16 protein-coding genes and 4 tRNA genes are annotated in these 17,214 nt (G+C 64.5%); 8 read left to right on the top strand and 12 right to left on the bottom strand.

All coding sequences use genetic code 11. From position 1 onward, the window contains the following. Positions 1–66: 66 nt before the first annotated feature. Positions 67–1,392, bottom strand: coding sequence for an HD-GYP domain-containing protein (locus tag WKI89_RS00285; protein WP_337867213.1), 1,326 nt, complete (start codon positions 1,390–1,392; stop codon positions 67–69). Between the two features lie 259 nt (positions 1,393–1,651). After that, a tRNA-Lys gene (locus WKI89_RS00280) sits at positions 1,652–1,727 on the bottom strand. 116 nt (positions 1,728–1,843) lie between these two features. Between WKI89_RS00280 and WKI89_RS00275 the strand changes: the two genes are divergently transcribed. The 3 genes from WKI89_RS00275 (at position 1,844) to WKI89_RS00265 (ending at position 2,318) form a co-directional block, all read left to right on the top strand. Next, a tRNA-Pro gene (locus WKI89_RS00275) sits at positions 1,844–1,920 on the top strand. Positions 1,921–1,957: 37 nt separating this feature from the next. Further along, positions 1,958–2,033, top strand: a tRNA-Gly gene (locus WKI89_RS00270). 209 nt (positions 2,034–2,242) lie between these two features. Beyond that, positions 2,243–2,318 (top strand) — tRNA-Arg (locus tag WKI89_RS00265). Between the two features lie 209 nt (positions 2,319–2,527). Here WKI89_RS00265 and hemG read toward each other — a convergent pair. Genes hemG through WKI89_RS00215 form a run of 10 tightly spaced genes read right to left on the bottom strand, consistent with a single transcriptional unit; the run spans position 2,528 to position 12,367 of the window. Then, positions 2,528–3,907 carry a protoporphyrinogen oxidase gene (gene hemG / locus WKI89_RS00260; protein WP_337867212.1) on the bottom strand — a complete coding sequence of 460 codons (1,380 nt, stop codon included), beginning with the start codon at positions 3,905–3,907 and terminating at the stop codon, positions 2,528–2,530. After that, positions 3,900–4,886 (bottom strand): ferrochelatase, encoded by a 987-nt coding sequence (gene hemH, locus WKI89_RS00255; protein WP_337867211.1) that lies wholly within the window; start codon positions 4,884–4,886, stop codon positions 3,900–3,902. The genes hemG and hemH overlap by 8 nt, the downstream gene beginning before the upstream one ends. Before the next feature lie 23 nt (positions 4,887–4,909). Continuing rightward, the gene (locus WKI89_RS00250; protein ID WP_337867210.1) at positions 4,910–5,692 is read right to left on the bottom strand and encodes a chlorite dismutase family protein; all 783 of its coding nucleotides are present in this window, start codon (positions 5,690–5,692) and stop codon (positions 4,910–4,912) included. After that, complete coding sequence (hemE, locus tag WKI89_RS00245; RefSeq protein WP_337867209.1) at positions 5,689–6,744, bottom strand: uroporphyrinogen decarboxylase; 1,056 nt, start codon at positions 6,742–6,744, stop codon at positions 5,689–5,691. The genes WKI89_RS00250 and hemE overlap by 4 nt, the downstream gene beginning before the upstream one ends. Then, positions 6,741–7,466 (bottom strand): response regulator transcription factor, encoded by a 726-nt coding sequence (locus WKI89_RS00240; RefSeq protein WP_337867208.1) that lies wholly within the window; start codon positions 7,464–7,466, stop codon positions 6,741–6,743. Before WKI89_RS00240 ends, hemE begins: the two co-directional genes overlap by 4 nt. Beyond that, positions 7,463–8,602, bottom strand: coding sequence for a HAMP domain-containing sensor histidine kinase (locus WKI89_RS00235; RefSeq protein ID WP_337867207.1), 1,140 nt, complete (start codon positions 8,600–8,602; stop codon positions 7,463–7,465). Before WKI89_RS00235 ends, WKI89_RS00240 begins: the two co-directional genes overlap by 4 nt. 10 nt (positions 8,603–8,612) lie before the next feature. After that, the gene (gene hemB, locus WKI89_RS00230; RefSeq protein WP_337867206.1) at positions 8,613–9,650 is read right to left on the bottom strand and encodes a porphobilinogen synthase; all 1,038 of its coding nucleotides are present in this window, start codon (positions 9,648–9,650) and stop codon (positions 8,613–8,615) included. Next, positions 9,638–10,318: a uroporphyrinogen-III synthase gene (locus WKI89_RS00225; protein ID WP_337867205.1), complete on the bottom strand. Its 681-nt coding sequence runs from the start codon at positions 10,316–10,318 to the stop codon at positions 9,638–9,640. Before WKI89_RS00225 ends, hemB begins: the two co-directional genes overlap by 13 nt. After that, a complete protein-coding gene (gene hemC, locus WKI89_RS00220) occupies positions 10,303–11,205 on the bottom strand; it encodes a hydroxymethylbilane synthase (RefSeq protein ID WP_337867204.1) in 903 nt (300 codons plus the stop codon). Before hemC ends, WKI89_RS00225 begins: the two co-directional genes overlap by 16 nt. Next, positions 11,198–12,367 carry an NAD(P)-binding domain-containing protein gene (locus WKI89_RS00215; protein WP_337867203.1) on the bottom strand — a complete coding sequence of 390 codons (1,170 nt, stop codon included), beginning with the start codon at positions 12,365–12,367 and terminating at the stop codon, positions 11,198–11,200. Before WKI89_RS00215 ends, hemC begins: the two co-directional genes overlap by 8 nt. A gap of 169 nt (positions 12,368–12,536) precedes the next feature. Here WKI89_RS00215 and hemL point away from each other — a divergent pair, with 169 nt between their 5' ends. From hemL to uraD, 5 genes are all read left to right on the top strand, one after another. Further along, complete coding sequence (gene hemL / locus WKI89_RS00210) at positions 12,537–13,859, top strand: glutamate-1-semialdehyde 2,1-aminomutase (RefSeq protein ID WP_337867202.1); 1,323 nt, start codon at positions 12,537–12,539, stop codon at positions 13,857–13,859. A 187-nt stretch (positions 13,860–14,046) separates the two neighbouring features. Continuing rightward, positions 14,047–15,066, top strand: coding sequence for an ABC transporter substrate-binding protein (locus tag WKI89_RS00205; protein ID WP_337867201.1), 1,020 nt, complete (start codon positions 14,047–14,049; stop codon positions 15,064–15,066). Between the two features lie 52 nt (positions 15,067–15,118). Then, positions 15,119–15,922, top strand: coding sequence for an ABC transporter ATP-binding protein (locus tag WKI89_RS00200; protein WP_337867200.1), 804 nt, complete (start codon positions 15,119–15,121; stop codon positions 15,920–15,922). Next, positions 15,919–16,683, top strand: coding sequence for an ABC transporter permease (locus WKI89_RS00195; protein WP_337867199.1), 765 nt, complete (start codon positions 15,919–15,921; stop codon positions 16,681–16,683). The genes WKI89_RS00200 and WKI89_RS00195 overlap by 4 nt, the downstream gene beginning before the upstream one ends. Before the next feature lie 2 nt (positions 16,684–16,685). Further along, complete coding sequence (uraD, locus tag WKI89_RS00190) at positions 16,686–17,177, top strand: 2-oxo-4-hydroxy-4-carboxy-5-ureidoimidazoline decarboxylase (RefSeq protein WP_337867198.1); 492 nt, start codon at positions 16,686–16,688, stop codon at positions 17,175–17,177. Positions 17,178–17,214: the final 37 nt, after the last annotated feature.

Genomic DNA, 17,214 nt, shown 5'->3' with positions numbered 1-17,214 from the left:
CTGTTGAACGGTGGGATTTGCTGTGCTGCTGGCTGCAGATCATCTGGCCTCTTGGCTACCAGACCCTTATGCTTTGACGTTGTGTTTGCTGGGGTTGGCAACCTCCATGGCTTCTTTGCCGGAAGGGGAAGTAATCCGTTTGATGAAGATATCCACCAGTTTGGGGTCGAGCTTTTTACCCTTGAGCCGATGGAGCTCCTCGATAATTTCCGCAGGTTTCCAGGCCCGCTTGTAGGGGCGAGGGCTATAGAGGGCATCGAAGGTATCTACTACCGCAAAGATACGGGCCAGGAGGGGGATGTCCTGACCTTTCAGGCCGTCTGGGTAACCGCTACCGTCCCAGTTCTCGTGATGGTGGCGCACCACCTCGAGGGTTTCCTGGGGTAGAAAAGGCACCCGCGAGAGCATTTCCCAGCCCATCACCACGTGGCTTTTCATAATCTCCCATTCTTCCTCGTCGAGTTTGTCGGGTTTGCGAAGAATGCTGTCGGAGATGGAAAGCTTCCCAATATCGTGTAGATAGGCGCCCCAACGAAGGAATTTCCGAGTAGAGGCATCTAGGTTCAGGTCTTGGGCCAGTTGATCGGCCCAGGCGACTACCCGTTTGGTGTGGCCTTGGGTTTCGTGGTCGCGGAATTCCAAGGCCAGGCCCAGGGCCCGGAGCGTGCCGTCGTAGGCGTCCTCGAGGTGCTTGAGGGCTTCCATCTGCCCAAGCTGGGCTCCCATGACGCGGGCCAGCGAGTTGGCCATGGCTTTTTCGTCCGATTGGAAGGGTTTGCTGCCTTCTCGAGCTAGAATCACCACTCCCAAGGGGCGTTTATGCCGGGCCGAGACCGGAACCGCAGCCGTGGACCAGCCGGCGCTCTCGGGGATGCCTTCGAGGTAGTTGCCTACCACAAAGGTGTCGGTAAGACTGGCATGGGTGCTGAGTTTTTGCTGTGGTAGGTGACGCCCCCGGTAGCGCTCGAGGGCTCCCCGTGCGCTGACCACCACCGGCTTGCCTTCGCGGAACCGCACGAAGGCCAGGTGTGGTGCAATGTTGAGGTTGTAGAGGGAAGACATCGCACTTTCGGTAAGTTCCAAGGGGTCGTTGGCCGTGCTGATGTTCAGGCTGCCCTCCTCGAGCAGGTGCATGAAGCGCAGCGAGTCCTCGAGTTCCTTCTGCGAGTGCCGATCCCTTTCACGCAACCAGGCCACAAAACCCAGCGCCACCAACCCCGGTAGCATTGTGACCAGTAAGCTATCCAGACTCAGGTTGGAAATGGGATACATGTGCTGGACAATGGTGTAAATAAGCACCAGTGGAACCACCCAGCGCATGCCCTGCGGGCCATCTTTCCAGACCCAAGGAATGAGAAAAAGAAAGCTAAAGGCCTGGTAGGTATCAGGCAAGTAGAGGAATGAAACCACGCCCCAGATAAGCAATCCTAGCAGACTCAAGAGGTTTTGGTTCTGCAGTATTTTTTGATTGACCATTGCCATAGCTCGCACGTTGCACTAAATGTAGCACCGGGATTGCGGGCTGTTTGGTTATTTGAACCCAAGTTTGATTATGGATATCAAGATATCGTAACCAGTTTTGTAACGATGCCCAAAAGAGCAAAACCAGGGCTATTGACCCTGGTTCTTTGACAATCCTGCCCAGTTTGCTTGGTGGGCTGTACAGGAATCGAACCTGTAACCCACTGATTAAGAGTCAGTTGCTCTGCCAATTGAGCTAACAGCCCAAGCAACACATAAATATAGTGATTGTGCGGGGCTTTGTCAATACGTTGTTTGACCGTTTTTACCTTGCCGTGCTATCTTTGAACTTGCGCTTTGGTGCCCAAGCCAGGTGTACAATCGGGGAGTAGCGCAGTCTGGTAGCGCATCTGCTTTGGGAGCAGAGGGTCGCTGGTTCGAATCCAGTCTCCCCGACCAAGCGCTTCTGAAATCCCCAGTGCGCATACAGCAGCGTGCGGGAGTAGCTCAGTTGGTAGAGCGTCAGCCTTCCAAGCTGAATGTCGCGGGTTCGAATCCCGTCTCCCGCTCCAAAAAGCCGCCCGAGAGGGCGGCTCTTATAGTTCCAGGCGACACTCCGCACAAAGTAGTTTGCAGCGCTTCCTGGTTCTATTAGGTGCAGAGGAAAGCTGGGTTGGTTGGAGCCAGTCCTCTCGAGGTAGCGTCTATTTTTCGCGAACGGCCGAATTCTACGATTTCAATAAGTCTGCTAAACTATCGCTGGCTCGGTTTGGGCCTGTATGCGCTCGTAGCTCAGTGGATAGAGCAGCCGCCTTCTAAGCGGTAGGTCAGGGGTTCGAATCCTCTCGGGCGCGCCACGTCTAGAACGCAAAAAACCGGGGTCACAGCAACCCCGGTTTGGTGTTTTGATAACCGCAGACTTGCAACCCCTTTTATACGCCTTCCAATAGTATCGTTTTTGAAAGCCTAAACGATACCACCGGAATGCACTCCTACTCCCTTCGGTCGGCTTGAACCCCTCACCTTTGATTACACCCAAAGGTGAAGGGTTCAAGCGGAACCGGTATCATCCCACCGGTGTCCCATCCCGGGCCAGCGTGTCTGTGTAAGCCAGCACCCGCCCAGCCACTTCCTGCCCCATTCGGATCACCTCGGGCAGCCCGACGCCATGGTAGGCCGCGCCGGCCAGGAATAAGCCCGGGAGCTCTTCGGCCCTAAGGGCCTGGGCCGCGCGTTCTTGGTGGCCCACCGTGTAGCGGGGCAGGCCCTCCGGCCAGTGAAATACCCAGGTGTACAGAGGTTCGGGCACCTGGCCCCACAGACGGGCCAGGTCGCGCAGGGCAAGCTGGGCCAGTTCTTCTTTACTGGCTTCCTGGCCGGAAAAATAGGCGCGCACCAGGCCGTAGCCCTCAGGGGCGCGGCCCGGCCACTTCTGGTCGCCCCAGGTGAAACCGCGCACGCTGAAGCCGCGGTGGGCGGCTATGAGCATGCCATGGCCCACCCGGGGCGGTAGCTTCTCTTTGGCAAAGGCAAAGGTTACCGTAGAGGAAGCGCCGTAGGGAATCTGCTGCAAGGCCGAGGCTGCTTGCCGGTGGTGGGGCTCGAGCAGGCGTCCGGTGACGGGGGCCGGGGTCGCCAGTACCAGCGTGTCGGCTTGAAGGCTTCCCTGGGTGGTGTGGATGCGCCAGCCACCGGAGCGCTCCAGAGCGGCCACCGCGGTTTGGAGCCTGACCTCTATCCGGCTCAGGCGGGCCTGTATAGCCTCTACCAGCGTACCCAGGCCGCCCTCGAGCGAGGCAAAAAGCTGCCCCTTTTCGCGGCTGCCGCGCTCTTTGCGCTGCCGCATGGCCCCCCGGATCAGGCTGCCGTGCTGCTGCTCGAGGGCCTTGAGCTGAGGAAAAGCCGCCAGGGTGGAAAGCTCGTAGGGGTCGCCGCCGTAGATGCCACCCGAAAGCGGGGCCACCAGCCGCTCCCAGACCTGCCGGCCCAGCCGGCGCTCGATAAAGGCCCCAAAAGGCTCATCCCCTGGCGTTCCTCTGGGCAGGAGCAGATCCAGGGCCGCTCGAGCCTTACCAAAAGGGCTCAGCAAAGGGCTCCGGGCCAGCGCGCTCAGGTCGCCGGGTATAACCATCTGCAGCCCAGCAGGAATGGGTAGGGCCTCGCGCCCGTCGTGTATCAGCGCGGAGGGATGGGCGGGCTGGGTGCCTATAATCTGGTTTTCCAGCCCAAGCTGCTGCATCAGGGCCACAGCCCAGGGCTTGTAGCGCACCACCGCATCGGGGCCGCCCTCCAGCACAAAGCCGTGCTCAGCTACGGTGGTTATTTTTCCGCCCAGCCGGGCCCCGGCCTCGAGCAGGGTGATGTGCAGATGGGGCGCCGCCCGGTGCAGGTAATAGGCCGCCGAAAGGCCGGCCGCCCCACCCCCTACCACTACCACGCTAGCCATGCTGTCCTGCCGTTTCCGCTTTGGGTTGCTCGAAGGCTGTCCATTCCCGCACCACCAGGTCGCGCAACACCTCGATGTAATCGGGGTCGGCGTTCAGGCTGCGAGTGCGCAAGAGGCGCAGGCCCAGCCGGGCCGCGGTGTTCTGGGCTTCGTAGTCGAGGTCGTAGAAGACCTCGAGGTGATCGGAGGGGAAGCCCACCGCCGTCACCACCACCTCGCGGTAGCCCTGGGCCGCGGCCTCCTCGAGCCGCTCGTTTACATCGGGCCCAATCCAGGGCTCCGGGGTGCGGCCCGCCGACTGCCAGGCGGTGTCCCAGTAGGCCAGACCCAGCTTCTGCACCACCCGCTCGGCAGTGGTGCGCACCTGGGCCTGGTAGATTCCATCCTGGGCCGATCTTTCGGGTATTGAGTGGGCCGTGAAAAGGAAAAGGGCCCGCCCTGGCTCGCGCAGCCGCCAGACCTGCTCCTGCACCCGCTGGGCCAGGGCCTGAATATAGCCCGGATGGTCGGGGTAGGCCTCCACCAGCCGGAAGCGGAAGGGGTGGCCTAGTTCGGCCAGGGTTTTTTCCACCTTCTCGCGGTACTCGGCGATGCTACGGGAGGAAAAGTGCGGCGCCGCCACAATGCCCACCGCTTGCTTGACCCCATCCTCGGCCATGGCCAGCACCGCCTCGGCGATGAAGGGGTGCCAGTGCTTGGTGCCCAGGTAGACCCGCGCGGGGCCGCGCACACGGGGGCCCGGCGAGCTCTGGAAAGGCTGTGGATAGAGGGGCAGGGTGGCGTTCAGGGCCGCCTCCAGGCGCACCGCCTGGGCGAAGGTGATCTCGCTCAGAGGGCTGCGCCCGATCAGGTGGTAGCGCTCGGCCAGCTCAGCTAGCAACTCCGGGCTGGGGGGCCGCCCACGCCGGATATCGGTATAGTAGGGCTCAATTTCTTCCTGCCGGTAAGGGGTGCCGTAGGCCATTAAGAGTACGTTCATGGGTTCTCCCGATGATTGGGCCATCAGGCCAGATCCTCCAGCACCTCGCGGATGTCCTTTTTGATGCAGGTAAACATGGGGGTATCGCGGAGGGTGTAGAGGCTGGCCTCGGTGAAGCGCAGGCGCTGTACCAGATCCACAAACTCCTGGGGGTAGTTGGAGTCGAAGGCCACCACAAATTCCTGGTCGTCGATGCCGTAGGAGTAGGAGGTGTTAAGGGTAACGCCGGTAAAGGGGGCCGAAACGTAGATGTGTTCGTCCATCATGCCCTGGCGGGCCTGGGGCGACAGGTCGTACCAGGCCCTGGTTTTCACAAACGGGTAGACGAACAGGTACTGGCCCTGCCCCGGCAGGAGGTGCACCCCCTCGCCCTCGGGGTTGAAGCGATCCACATAGATGGAACGCTTTTGCATGGAGAGAAACGAGTAAGGCTGGCTCAGGTAGCCGGCCAGGACGGTGCGGTTGAGGTCGCGCTGCATGGCCTGGAAGTCGGGCACATTAAAGCTGATGCGCCAGAGCATGAAGTCCACATCGGCGCGGGTGCCCACCAGGCTGTAGGTGCGCAGGATAAAGCCCTCGCCCCGCCGGGCCCAGCGATCGCACACCTCGGCAAACTCGGCCTTGGCTGCCTCCACGAATTCGGGGCTCTGTCTTCTGAACTCGAGGTCGAGCTTGAAGAAGGCGTAGTTCAAGAACTGCCGCTTGGTCTGGTCGGGGGCTTTGCGGCTGATCAGGCCAGCCGGATCTAGATCCACCATGCGCCGGGTTTCCTTCTCTTTGTACTCACGGGTTTCTTTCTCGTTCATGCAGGTTCCTCGCTGTGTCGGTTGAACTGATGCACCACCTCAACTAGGTGCGCTACATGTTCAGGGGGCGTGGTACGGATCACCCCATGGCCCAGGTTGAAGATATGGGGGCCGCCCAGACCAGCCCTGAGCACTTTGTGGGCTTCCTGGGTAATGACTTCGGGCGGGGCCAACAAGACCGCCGGGTCGAGGTTGCCTTGCAGGGTGTGGGTCGGGAAGAAGGGGCGCACCTGGGCCAGGCTTAGGCGCCAGTCCACGCTCACCGCTTCGCAGGGCAGCAGGGCCAGCAAGGGGTAGAGGTGCGAGGCCCCCACCGCCAGGTAGATGCGCGGCACGCCCAGGCCGGCCAGGGCCGACAGAACTTTCTGGTTGTAGGGCAGGCCAAAGGCGCGGTAGGTATCCGGGTCGTGCAGGCCGGCCCAGGAATCGAAGAGCTGGATGGCCTCAGCCCCGGCCTCGATCTGCATCCGCAGGTAGCGGATGGTCAGCTCGGTGAGCTTTTGTAAGAGTTGGTGGGCCAGGTGGGGCTCCTGGCGAAGAAAAGCGCGGAAGTCTTCGTAGTCCTTGGAGCCGCTTCCCTGCACCAGGTAGGTGGCCAGGGTCAGGGGGGCTCCGGCAAAGCCGATGAGGGCCACGGGTTTACCGGCCAGCTCGCGCCGCACCAATCGGATAGCCTCGGCCACGTAGGGGGCAATCTCCTGGGCTTCGGGCAGGCGCAGGGCCTCGAGCTGGGCCGGGCTGCGCAGTGGCTCGGCCACCACCGGCCCGGGGTTGAACTCGATCGGCACCCCCATGGCCGGCAAAGGGGTCATGATGTCGCTAAAGAGGATGGCCGCATCCAGCGGAAAGCGGCGCAGCGGCTGTAGGGTGATCTCGGCGGCCAGCTCGGGGGTGCGCACCATTTCCCAGAAACTGGCCCGGGCCTTGATGGCGCGGTACTCGGGCAGGTAGCGCCCGGCCTGGCGCATCAGCCAGAGGGGGGCGCGGGGGGTATCTTCACCCCAGGCCGCCCGTAAAAACAGTGGGCTCGAGGTGGTGTTGAGGTTTTTCAAGTTGGCTCCTTAAGGGAGGTGGTCTCGGACTTGAACTCGGGCTGAGGGGTGAAGCGGTAGCCCACCCCCCAGACCGTGTGAAAGTGCACCGGGTGGGCCGGGTCGGGCTCGAACAGGCGGCGCAGGCGCACCACGAAGTTGTCAATGGTGCGGCTGCTGGGAAACACCTCCTGCCCCCAGACCCGGTCGAGAATCTCGTCGCGGCTCACCACCTCGCCGGCCCGTTCGATCAGCAGGCGCAGGATGGCCATCTCGCGTTCGCCCAGGGCCTCTTTGCGGCCATCCTGGAGGTAGGCCGTCCAGGCGCGAAAATCTACCCGATGGCCGGCGAACTCGTACACCGCCCTTGGGGTCTCGGCCCGGCGGCGCAGGAGATTCTTGACGCGCAGCAAAAACTCGGGCAGGTGGAAGGGTTTGGCCAGATAGTCGTCACCCCCCACCTTGAGCCCCTCGACCCGCTCCTCGGGGGCCCCTCTGGCCGATAAGAACAGCACCGGGGTGGTCTGGCCCTGGGCCCGCATTTTCTGGCAGACCTGCAGGCCATCCAGGCCCGGCAGCATCACGTCCAGCACCACCAGGTCGGGGTGCCAGGCAACCCAGCGCTCGAGGGCCGCGCGACCATCCGGGGCAACTTCCACCGCGTAGCCTTCACCCTCGAGGTTATCGGCCAGGGCCCCGGCCAGAGCCGGCTCATCTTCAACCAGCAGCACCTTGGGCTTCACGCAGGACTCCTTTCACCCACCAGCCCTGGGGCTTCGGCCAGGGGAAAGCTAAGCACAAAACGGCTGCCCTGTGGCAGGGCCTCGGCCCGAACCCGGCCCCCCATCAGCTCGGTGAGGCCTTTGACCAGGTAAAGGCCCAAGCCCAGCCCGCGGGTGCGGCGGGTCTGTTCGTCGCCCACGCGGTAGAAAGGCTCGAAAATTTGTTGTAGCTGGCTCTTGGAGAGCCCCACCCCCCGGTCTTCGACCTCGAGCAGGGCCTGCCCGCCCTCGCTGCGCAGACGCACCCAGACTGGCTTATGGGGCTCAGGGCTGTACTTGACGGCGTTGTCGAGCAGGTTGGAGAGCACCAGGCTAAAGGCCTCGGGGTCGAGCTCGACCGGCAGCGGGGTGGGGGAGGGCTCGAGGTGCAGGGTTGCTCCACGGGCCACCAGGGTTTGTTGTTGGCGGGCCAGGCAGCGACTTACGGCCTGGTTCAGGTCGTGGCGTTCGGGCTTTATCTGCCCCATGCCCTGGGCCAGCCTCGAGGTGGCCAGCAGCCGCTCGGTAAGGTCTTCCATACGGTCAATCTCGTGGGACATGTGCTTGAGGTAGTCGAGCTGTTTTTCGCGGGGGAGTTCGCGTAGCTCCAGGGTCTGGGCCAGCAGGCGCAGGGTGCTGATGGGGGTGCGAAACTCGTGCGAGGCGGCCATCAGAAAGTTCTGCTGGCGGCGCTTGAACTCCTGCTCACTGCGCAGGCTGCGCCCGATGATGTAAAGCCCCAAAAGCATCACCAGCAAGAAGACCGGCCCCTCGTAGGCAAACATGCGCAGGTGGCGCATCTGCTCGGTGCGATAGGCCTGGAGCCGCTTGGGGTTGACATACACCCGCTCGCCCTCGACCTCGAGGTGCGGGAAAGCCTTTTGCAGCTCGAGCCTTAGCGCCTCGCGCTTCTCGGGGGCGGTGGCCGCCCAAAGCTGCTGCACCAGCGCAGCCTCCTGCAGCCAGGCGGTCTCGGCGTACTCGATGTTTTCCTGGATGGTGTTGCGCTGGAAGACGATCCACCAGGCCACCTGGGCCAGCAAGAACACCACCACCAGACCAAAGGCCAGCCAGACCCGGCCTCGTGCAGAAAACAGTTTGTTCAAGCCGTGGCGCAAGCCTGCCTCCTCAAATCCAGCCCTGGGCCAGGGCCTCCTGGGCGTGGTAGCTGATGATCAGGTCGGCCCCGGCCCGCTTGATGGCCACCAGGGTCTCGCGCACCGCCCGGGCCTCGTCCAGCGCACCGGCCCGGGCTGCCGCCTTGAGCATGGCGTACTCGCCGCTCACGTTGTAGGCCACCAAAGGCAGTTGGGTTTGCGAACGCAGGCGGGCCAGAATGTCGAGGTAGGCCAGCGCGGGCTTAACCATGAGCATATCGGCCCCTTCCGCTTCATCGAGGGCGGCTTCGCGCAGGGCCTCGCGGGCGTTGCGGATGTCCATCTGGTAGCTGGCCCGGTCGCCAAAGCTGGGCGCGCTCTTGGCTGCGTCGCGGAACGGGCCGTAAAAAGCGCTGGCGTACTTGACGGCATAGGAGAGGATGCCCACCCCGGTATGGCCGGCCTGATCGAGGGCGCGGCGCAGATAGCCCACCCGCCCGTCCATCATGTCGGAAGGGGCCACAAAATCGGCGCCGGCTTCGGCATGGGCCAGGGCCATGGCGGCCAGCCGCGGCAGCGAGCGGTCGTTGTCAATCTGCACCCCTCGAGGGGTCTCCTTCAGTACCCCGCAGTGGCCGTGGGTGGTGTGGGCGCACAGGCAGACGTCGGTGTAGATGACCACCTCCTCACCGAAGGCGCGGCGGGCCTGGCGAATGGCCTCGGGCACCGGGCCGTTGGGATCGGCGGCGCTCTGGCCGAAGGGATCCTTCCAGGTATCGGGCAGCACACCAAAAAGCAGCAGGCTGCGCAGGCCCAGCTTGAGGGCGCGCTCGGCCTCGAGCAAGAACCTATCCACGCTGTAGCGGTGAATGCCGGGCAGCGTGGCGATGGGTTCGGCCAGATCCCGGCCCGGCATAATGAAGAACGGCGCCAGGAAGTCGGTGGGGTGCAGATGGGTCTCGGCCACGCTCTCGCGCAGGGCGGCGCTGGTGCGCAAACGGCGCGGGCGCCGCGCAAGGTCGGGTGGGGCCTCAAGGGATTGCACTTTGGGGCTGTCTAAATCGAGCATAATTCACCTCGGATGTACCGGACTGTCTCCAGAACGGCTTCCACGCTGGGCTTCGGCACCGCTGTGTGCGAGAAACCCCGTTCGGACAGGGCCGCGGCCGTGGTGGGGCCCAGGGCCAGCAGATGGGCTTTGCGCCCAACCGCCTCCGGCAAGGCTTCCACCCCCGATGGGCTGGTCAGCAGCACCAGCTCGGGAATTGGGTCATCGGACGGCCAGGGCAGGGTCTGGGTCTGATAAACCACCACACTGCGCACCACGTAACCTGCTTCCCGCAGGCGCTGGGCCAGCACCGGGCGCGCCCGGTTACCCTGGGGCAGGCCCACAAACCCAAAAGGCCTGAGGGCCAGAAACGCTTCAGCCAGGCTCTCGGCGGTCTCCTCGGGGGCGACCAGGTCTACCCTGCCACCGGCCTCTTCCAGGGCCTGTTGGGTGGCCCGGCCCACCGCCCCCAACGCGCGGCCTGGCAGGCTACCTCCCAGCTCGAGCACCGCCCGCACCGCCGCCACGCTGGTAAACAGCCACCAGCGGCAGTCCTCCAACGACGCTAAATCGGCGGGCAGGGTCTGGGTCTGAACCAGCGGAAAGCGCAGCACCTCGAGGCCCATCGCCTCCAGGCGCTCTTGCAAACCTTCCAAACGGCCTTCAGACTGGGTTAGGGCGATTCGCATATCACCTCCGGATGCTCAGCGCGAATTTGGTCAAAAACCACCTGCGCTACGGCTTCGGGGGTCGGGGCCAGGGCCTGGTAGCGCCTTCCCTCATACCAGGCCAGCAGCCCTAGGCCCTGCGGGGTTTCCTGGGCCCAGGCCCCCAGGGCCAACTGACAGCCCCCGGCCAGCTTCTGCATGAGCCCCCGCTCGGCCCCCACCGTGCGGCGGGCCTGGAGGTCGTCCAGGGGTTGTAGCAGGGCTTTGAGCGGGTGGTCGTCCTGGCGGCACTCCAGGGCCAGAGCGCCCTGGGCTGGAGCCGGCACCACAAGCGCCGTGGGCAGCACCTGGGTGTAGAACTCGCTCAAGTCCAATTCGAGCCGCTTCAGGCCGGCATAGGCCAGCAAAATGGCGTCGTACTCCCCGCGCCGGAGCTTATCCACCCGGGTCGGCACATTCCCGCGCAACTCCTTTAGGCTCAGGTCGGGCCTGAGCTGCTTGAGCTGGGCCTGGCGCCGCGCGGCGCTGGTGCCCGCCTGGCCGCCCAAACGCACGGGAAGGCCGGGTGCTGCTTCGTCCAGGGCTTCTGGGCGAACCAGCAAAATCTCGCGGGGGTCTTCTCTTTTGGGCACGGCGGCGATTTCCAAACCTGCTGGGCGGGCGCTGGGCAGGTCTTTGTAGGAATGCACCGCCAGATCGGCCTCCCCGCTCAGTACTGCGTCCTGCACGGCCTTGGTGAAAAAACCCTGGCCTTGCATCTGGGCAAAGGGCAGGCCCTCTCGGTCGCCCTGGGTTTCCACCACTACCAGCTCGACCTGAGCGCCCTGCTGCTCGAGCTGCTCCTTCACCCAGCCCGCCTGCCACAGCGCCAGACGGCTGCCGCGGGTAGCAATGCGCACCCTATCCACGCCCCACCTCCAGCAGACCGGCCTCCTGCAAAAAGTACTCGGCGGCCTCGGGGCCGTGCCGCCGGGCCAGGCCGCGCAGGCCCTTCACCGGGAAATGCGCAAAGCGGTGGGCCAGCCGCTCGATAAGTTCGGGTTCCACCCGCTCACCCACCAGCTCGGCCAGGGTACGGCGGTAGGCCTCGCGCATCTGGGTGATGGCCGGCGCGATGGCCCGCTCGGCCCACTCGACCAGAACCTGCTCCAGCTCCTGGGCCACAATCAGCTCGGCCCTGGCCAGCTCGGCCCGCAGGCGCGCCCGGCGCTCCTCGCCCAAGCGTTCCAGCAGCTTCAAGTCGAAGAGCGCCACCCCCCGGGCGGCCTCCGGGACTATGTTGGCCGGCATCCCCAGATCCACCGCCACCCTGAGCCGGGGCTGGGCCTGAAAAAAGGAGCCGCCAAACAGTCCAGCAACCGGGGTGGCGGCCACCAGGGCCTCGAGTTCGGGGGGGTTTTTTAGAAAATCGGAGAGCGCCATGGCTCGAGCGCCCAGCGCTTCGGCCAGGGCCTGGGCTTTCTCGGGGGTGCGGTTCACCAGCAAAAGCTCGATGCCGGGCAGGGCCGCCAGGCTCCGGGCCGCCAGGCTGCCCATCTCGCCGGTACCCACCACCGCCACCCGGGCCGGGCCCTGCAGGAGGGCTTCTAGGGCCGGCCGGGCCAGGCTAAACAGCGAGGCCTGGGCCGGGGCCAGTTCCACCTCCCGGCGAACCCGCTTGGCGATCTTGAGCGCGCTCTGAAAAGCAAAGTGGGTCAGGGGGCCCACGCTTCCGGCCTTTTGGGCTGCCTCAAAGGCCTGGCGTACCTGCCGCATGATCTGGTCTTCGCCGGGGTTCACCGAGTCGAGCGAGGCCGCCACCCGGGCCAGGTGCTCCAGGGCCGCCTCGCCCTGGTAGGCATAACCCCGGGGGAGTTCGGGGGGTATCAGGGCCTGCCGAGCATGCTCGAGCGCCACCCCTTCCTTCAGGGCCAGCACCACCTCGCTGCGGTTGCAGGTGAGGAGGGGCACCCACTCCGCGGCCAGCGCGGCCACCTCTGGAGTATGGTTTTGCCACCAGATACTCCACTGGGTCAGGGTCTCTGCGCCTCCCCGTCGCTGCGAAACCCCAATTAGGGCCAGCCGCTCCATACGAGACTGATTATCAATAGCAAAACGCTTAGAAAAGTGTCACAAAACTGTCACCCAGCCCTTCAATCTTTGGCCAATTTGCTGTGCCAAACGGACTCGAGACACCCTCATGGGATGTGCCCGGCAACGCTGGGTTGTCCATAGGGCCAAAGGGTGCTAAGTTCTGCACATGCACCACTCGATCACGCGGTCGGAGGAGTTATTCAAAGAAGCCCAGCAAGTGATACCCGGTGGGGTGAACTCGCCGGTGCGGGCCTTCAAGGCCGTAGGCGGTACGCCGCGCTTCATCGCGCGGGCCCAGGGGGCCTACCTCTGGGATGCCGATGGCAACCAGCTCCTGGACTATATCGGCTCCTGGGGGCCCATGATTCTGGGGCACAACCACCCGGCGGTAATCGCGGCCATCCAGCAGGCCCTGGCCGAAGGGCTGAGCTACGGGGCCCCCACCGAGCGAGAGGTACGCCTGGCCCAGCGGGTGCGGGCGGCCTACCCCAGCGCCGACCTGGTGCGCTTTGTGAGCAGCGGCACCGAGGCCACCATGAGCACCCTGCGGCTGGCACGGGGCTACACCGGGCGCGACCTGATTGTGAAGTTCCGGGGCAACTACCACGGCCATGCCGACAGCCTCCTGGTGCAGGCCGGCTCGGGCCTGCTCACCGGGGGTGGGGGCAGCGCCCGCAGCGCCCCCTCGAGCGCCGGGGTGCCCCAGGCCTTCGCCGAGCTGACCCTGGTGGCCGACTACAACGAGCCCCAGGCCCTGGAAGATCTCTTCCAGCGCTACGGCGAGCAGATCGCCGCGGTGATCTTCGAGCCGGTGGTGGGCAACGCGGGGGTGCTGATTCCCACGCCGGCGTTCCTCGAGGCCCTGCACCGCCTGACCCGGCAGTACGGGGCCCTGTTGATCGCCGACGAGGTGATGACTGGCTTCCGCCTGGCCAAGGGCGGCGCGGTGGAACTATTCGGTCTGCAGCCCGACCTCATCTGCTGGGGCAAGATTCTGGGGGGCGGGCTACCGGTGGGGGCCTACGGGGGCCGGGCCAAGATCATGCAGCAGGTGGCGCCGCTGGGCCCGGTCTACCAGGCCGGCACCCTGAGTGGGAACCCCCTCTCCATGGCCGCCGGACTGGCCACCCTGGAGACCCTTTTCCAGGACCCGCCCTACGCCCGGCTCGAGGCCTATGGCGCGGCGCTCGAGCAGGGCCTGCAAACCCTGTTTGCCGAGGCCGGGCTGCCGGTCGCCATCAACCGCGTAGGCTCCATGATTACGGTTTTCTTCCGCGAGGGGCCTGTACAAACCTACACCGAGGCTGTGGCTTCCGATACCGAGCGCTTCAAGGCCTTCTTCCACGGCCTGCTGCAGCGGGGCGTCTACTGGCCCCCCAGCCAGTTCGAGGCCGCCTTTTTCTCGCTGGCGCACGGCCCGGAGGAGCTTGAAAAAACCCTCGAGGCCGTAGCCCAAGCACTGAAAGAACCCGCAGCCTTTGCGGGGTGAACCTGGGTGTGTTTATAAAAATACGGACATCCAGGACATTTCCCAATAACACTAATGCGGGAATACGGCCGCTCCCGCTCAAAGTGTTGATACGACCGTGGCGGCTTTTGAAAGCTGCCGTTGACACTGCGCCCTGCATCTACCTATACTCGGCCCAGGTGTATAAAAACACCGGGGAGGTTTGCTTATGTGGACTCGAGGTTTGCTTCTAGTGCTGTTATTCCTGACCGGCCTGGGCCTGGCCCAGTCGCGCACCAACGTGCGTTTTACCCTAGACTTTGCCTTTCAGGGGCCCACCGCGCCCTTTTTGCTGGCCCAGGACAAGGGCTACTACACCGCCGAAGGGCTGAACGTGAGCATTGACCGGGGCTTTGGCTCTGCCGATGCCATCAGCAAAATTGCCGCCGGCAACTACGACATGGGCTTTGCCGACTTCAACTCCCTCATCGAGTTCAACACCCGGAACCCCAACAACCAGCTCCTGGCGGTGTTTATGGTCTACAACACCACCCCCGCCGCGGTGTTTGCCATCCGGGGCAAAGGCATCGCCCGCCCCACCGACTTAGCCGGCAAAACCCTGGCCGCCCCTGCGGGCGACGCGGGCCGCCGGCTCTTCCCGGTGTTTGCCGAGGCAGTGGGCCTGGACGCTTCCAAGGTCAACTTCATCAACGTGGACGTGCCGCTGCGCGAACCCACCCTGGCCCGCGGCCAGGCCGACGGCATTACCGGCTTTTACTTCACCTCCTTCCTCAACCTCAAAAACGTGGGGGTCAAGCCTGAGGACATGGTGGTCTTCAAGTACGGCGACTACACCCAGGACCTCTACGGCAACGCGGTGGTGGTGCGGCGCGACTTCGCCCAGGCCAACCCCCAGGCCGTGGCGGCTTTCTTGCGGGCGCTGGTCAAGGGCTTCAAAGACGTAATTGCCAACCCCGACGAGGGCGTGGCGGCGGTCAAGCGGCGGGATGGGCTCATCAACGAGGCCCTCGAGCGCGAACGGCTGCTGCTGGCCCTCAACACCCACGTCCTCACCGCCGACAGCCGGGCTTTCGGGCTGGGCTCGGTGCGGCGGGAGCGGGTGGAACGCAACATCCGCGCGGTTGCCAAAGCCTTCGACCTCAACACTACCCTGCGGGTGGAGCAGGTCTGGAGTGACCGCTTCCTGCCCCCCATCGCCGAGCGGCGGGTGACCGGCCCGGCGCGATGAGCCTTTTTGACCATCCAACCCGAGCAGGCTAAACTCTAGCCAAGGAACAACCATGTCCTTTATTGAGCTCAGCAACGTGAGCCTGCGCTACGACAACGGCTACCTAGCCGTGGAGGGGGTCAACCTCTCCATCGCTCAGGGGGAGTTTGTAGCCCTGGTGGGGCCCTCGGGCTGTGGGAAGTCCACGCTCTTGCGGGTGATCTCGGGGCTGCGACCCCCCAGCAGCGGCCAGGCCACCGTGCACGGTCAGGTGGTGCGGGGGCCCATCGCCGGCATCGGGATGGCCTTCCAGAACCCCACCCTGATGCCCTGGCGCACCATCCTGCAAAACATCCTGTTGCCGCTCGAGGTCTCGGCCCAGCACAAGCAGCAGTACCGGCAGAACCCCAAGCCCTACATCGAGGCGGCCCGCGAGCTGATGGCCTCGGTGGGCCTCGCGGGTTTCGAGAATGCGCACGTCTGGGAGCTTTCGGGCGGGATGCAGCAGCGGGCCAGCCTGTGCCGGGCGCTCATCCATCAGCCCGAAATCCTGATGCTCGATGAGCCTTTCTCGGCGCTCGACGCCTTTACCCGCGAGGAGCTGTGGCAGGCCATGCAGGTGCTCTACATGAGCCGCAAGCCCACCGTCATTCTGGTCACCCACGACCTGCGCGAGGCGGTGTACCTCTCCGACATCATCTACACCATGAGCACCCGCCCCGGCAAAATCGCCTATGCCCGCCGGGTGGAGTTTCCCCGCCCCAGGGCCCTCGAGCTCACCTACGAGGACGAGTTCGCCCACATCGTCAAGGAGCTGCGCGAGCAGATCGGGGGCCTGCGTACCCAGATCAGCGGCCTGAAAGGGGTGGGCGCGTGAACCCCCGCACCCGCGATACCCTGATGGCCGCCGGGGCGAGCGTGGGCTTGTTTGTGCTGTGGGAGCTCTCGGTGCGGCTCTTCAAGATTCCGCCCTTTGTGCTGCCCGCCCCCTCGCAGGCCATCGAATCGCTGCTGCCGGTCTGGGGGGTGGTGCTGGGCCACGCCTGGCAGACCCTCTGGACCACCCTGGCCGGCTTTGCGCTCGCGGTGGTGGCCGGGGTGCTGCTGGGGGCGGCGGTGGGCACCTCCAAGCCCCTGAACCTGGCGCTGTATCCCATCCTGGTGGGCTTTAATAGCGTACCCAAGGCGGCTTTGGTGCCGGTGCTGGTGCTGTGGTTTGGCATCGGCACGGTGCCGGCTATCCTGACCGCTTTTCTGATCTCGTTCTTCCCCATCGTGGTGAACGTGGCTACCGGGCTGGCCTCGGTGCCGCCGGAGCTGCGGGAGGTGCTGCGGGTGCTGGGCTCGAGCCGCCTCGAGGCCTTTACCAGGGTCTCCATTCCCTTCTCCATGCCCTACTTCTTCGCCTCGCTCAAGGTGGCCATCACCCTGGCCTTTGTGGGCGCGGTCATCTCCGAGATCGCCGCCTCGCAAAAGGGCATCGGCTACCTGATGACCTCGGCCAGCTCGCAGTTCAACGTGCCGCTGGTCTTCGGCGGGCTCCTGCTCATCGCAATCATGGGCATCGCGCTCTATGCGGTCTTCGCCGTCCTGGAACGCCGCCTGGTGGGCTGGGCCTACCGCAGCCAGAATGCTTAAACATGAACCTTGAAGCAGTAAATCTTCTCTCCAAAGAAGCCTTTGTCGAACGGGTGGGCTGGGTCTTCGAGCACTCGCCCTGGATCGCCGAACAAGCCTGGGCACAGCGCCCTTGGGCCAGCCTCGAGGCCCTGCATCAAAGCCTGGTGCAGGTGGTGCGGCAGGCCTCAAAGGAGGCCCAGCTCGCCCTCCTGCGGGCCCACCCCGACCTGGGCAGCCGCGCCCGCATGGCCCCCGCCTCGGTGGCGGAGCAAAAGGGGGCTGGCCTGGATGCCCTTACCCCCGCCGAGTTCGAACGCATCCAGGCCCTGAACCGGGCCTACACCGAGCAATTCGGCTTCCCCTTCATCCTGGCGGTGCGCGGCAAGACCAAAGCCGACATCTTCCAGGCCATGGAGCAGAGGCTCCACAACCCATCGGACGTTGAGTTTCAGACAGCCCTGGAAGAAGTGTTCAAAATTGCCCATTTCCGGCTGGCCGATCTGATGAGGTAGCGGCAAAGCAGTCTGGCCGCCGAGCGCTTTTGGGAAA

It is taken from the genome of Meiothermus sp. (genome assembly GCF_037443965.1).
Taxonomy (GTDB): Bacteria; Deinococcota; Deinococci; order Deinococcales; family Thermaceae; genus Meiothermus.
Note: the sequence above shows the minus strand (reverse complement) of the source record. Positions and strands in the feature narration are given on the sequence as shown.

What these genes read in the sequence shown, in the direction of transcription:
- WKI89_RS00215 (WP_337867203.1), bottom strand. Translation starts at nt 12,367, where the DNA reads ATGGAGCGGCTGGCCCTAATTGGGGTTTCGCAGCGACGGGGAGGCGCA.
- hemL (WP_337867202.1), top strand. Translation starts at nt 12,537, where the DNA reads ATGCACCACTCGATCACGCGGTCGGAGGAGTTATTCAAAGAAGCCCAG.
- hemB (WP_337867206.1), bottom strand. Translation starts at nt 9,650, where the DNA reads ATGCTCGATTTAGACAGCCCCAAAGTGCAATCCCTTGAGGCCCCACCC.
- hemG (WP_337867212.1), bottom strand. Translation starts at nt 3,907, where the DNA reads ATGGCTAGCGTGGTAGTGGTAGGGGGTGGGGCGGCCGGCCTTTCGGCG.
- WKI89_RS00200 (WP_337867200.1), top strand. Translation starts at nt 15,119, where the DNA reads ATGTCCTTTATTGAGCTCAGCAACGTGAGCCTGCGCTACGACAACGGC.
- uraD (WP_337867198.1), top strand. Translation starts at nt 16,686, where the DNA reads ATGAACCTTGAAGCAGTAAATCTTCTCTCCAAAGAAGCCTTTGTCGAA.
- WKI89_RS00205 (WP_337867201.1), top strand. Translation starts at nt 14,047, where the DNA reads ATGTGGACTCGAGGTTTGCTTCTAGTGCTGTTATTCCTGACCGGCCTG.
- hemH (WP_337867211.1), bottom strand. Translation starts at nt 4,886, where the DNA reads ATGAACGTACTCTTAATGGCCTACGGCACCCCTTACCGGCAGGAAGAA.
- WKI89_RS00225 (WP_337867205.1), bottom strand. Translation starts at nt 10,318, where the DNA reads ATGCGAATCGCCCTAACCCAGTCTGAAGGCCGTTTGGAAGGTTTGCAA.
- WKI89_RS00250 (WP_337867210.1), bottom strand. Translation starts at nt 5,692, where the DNA reads ATGAACGAGAAAGAAACCCGTGAGTACAAAGAGAAGGAAACCCGGCGC.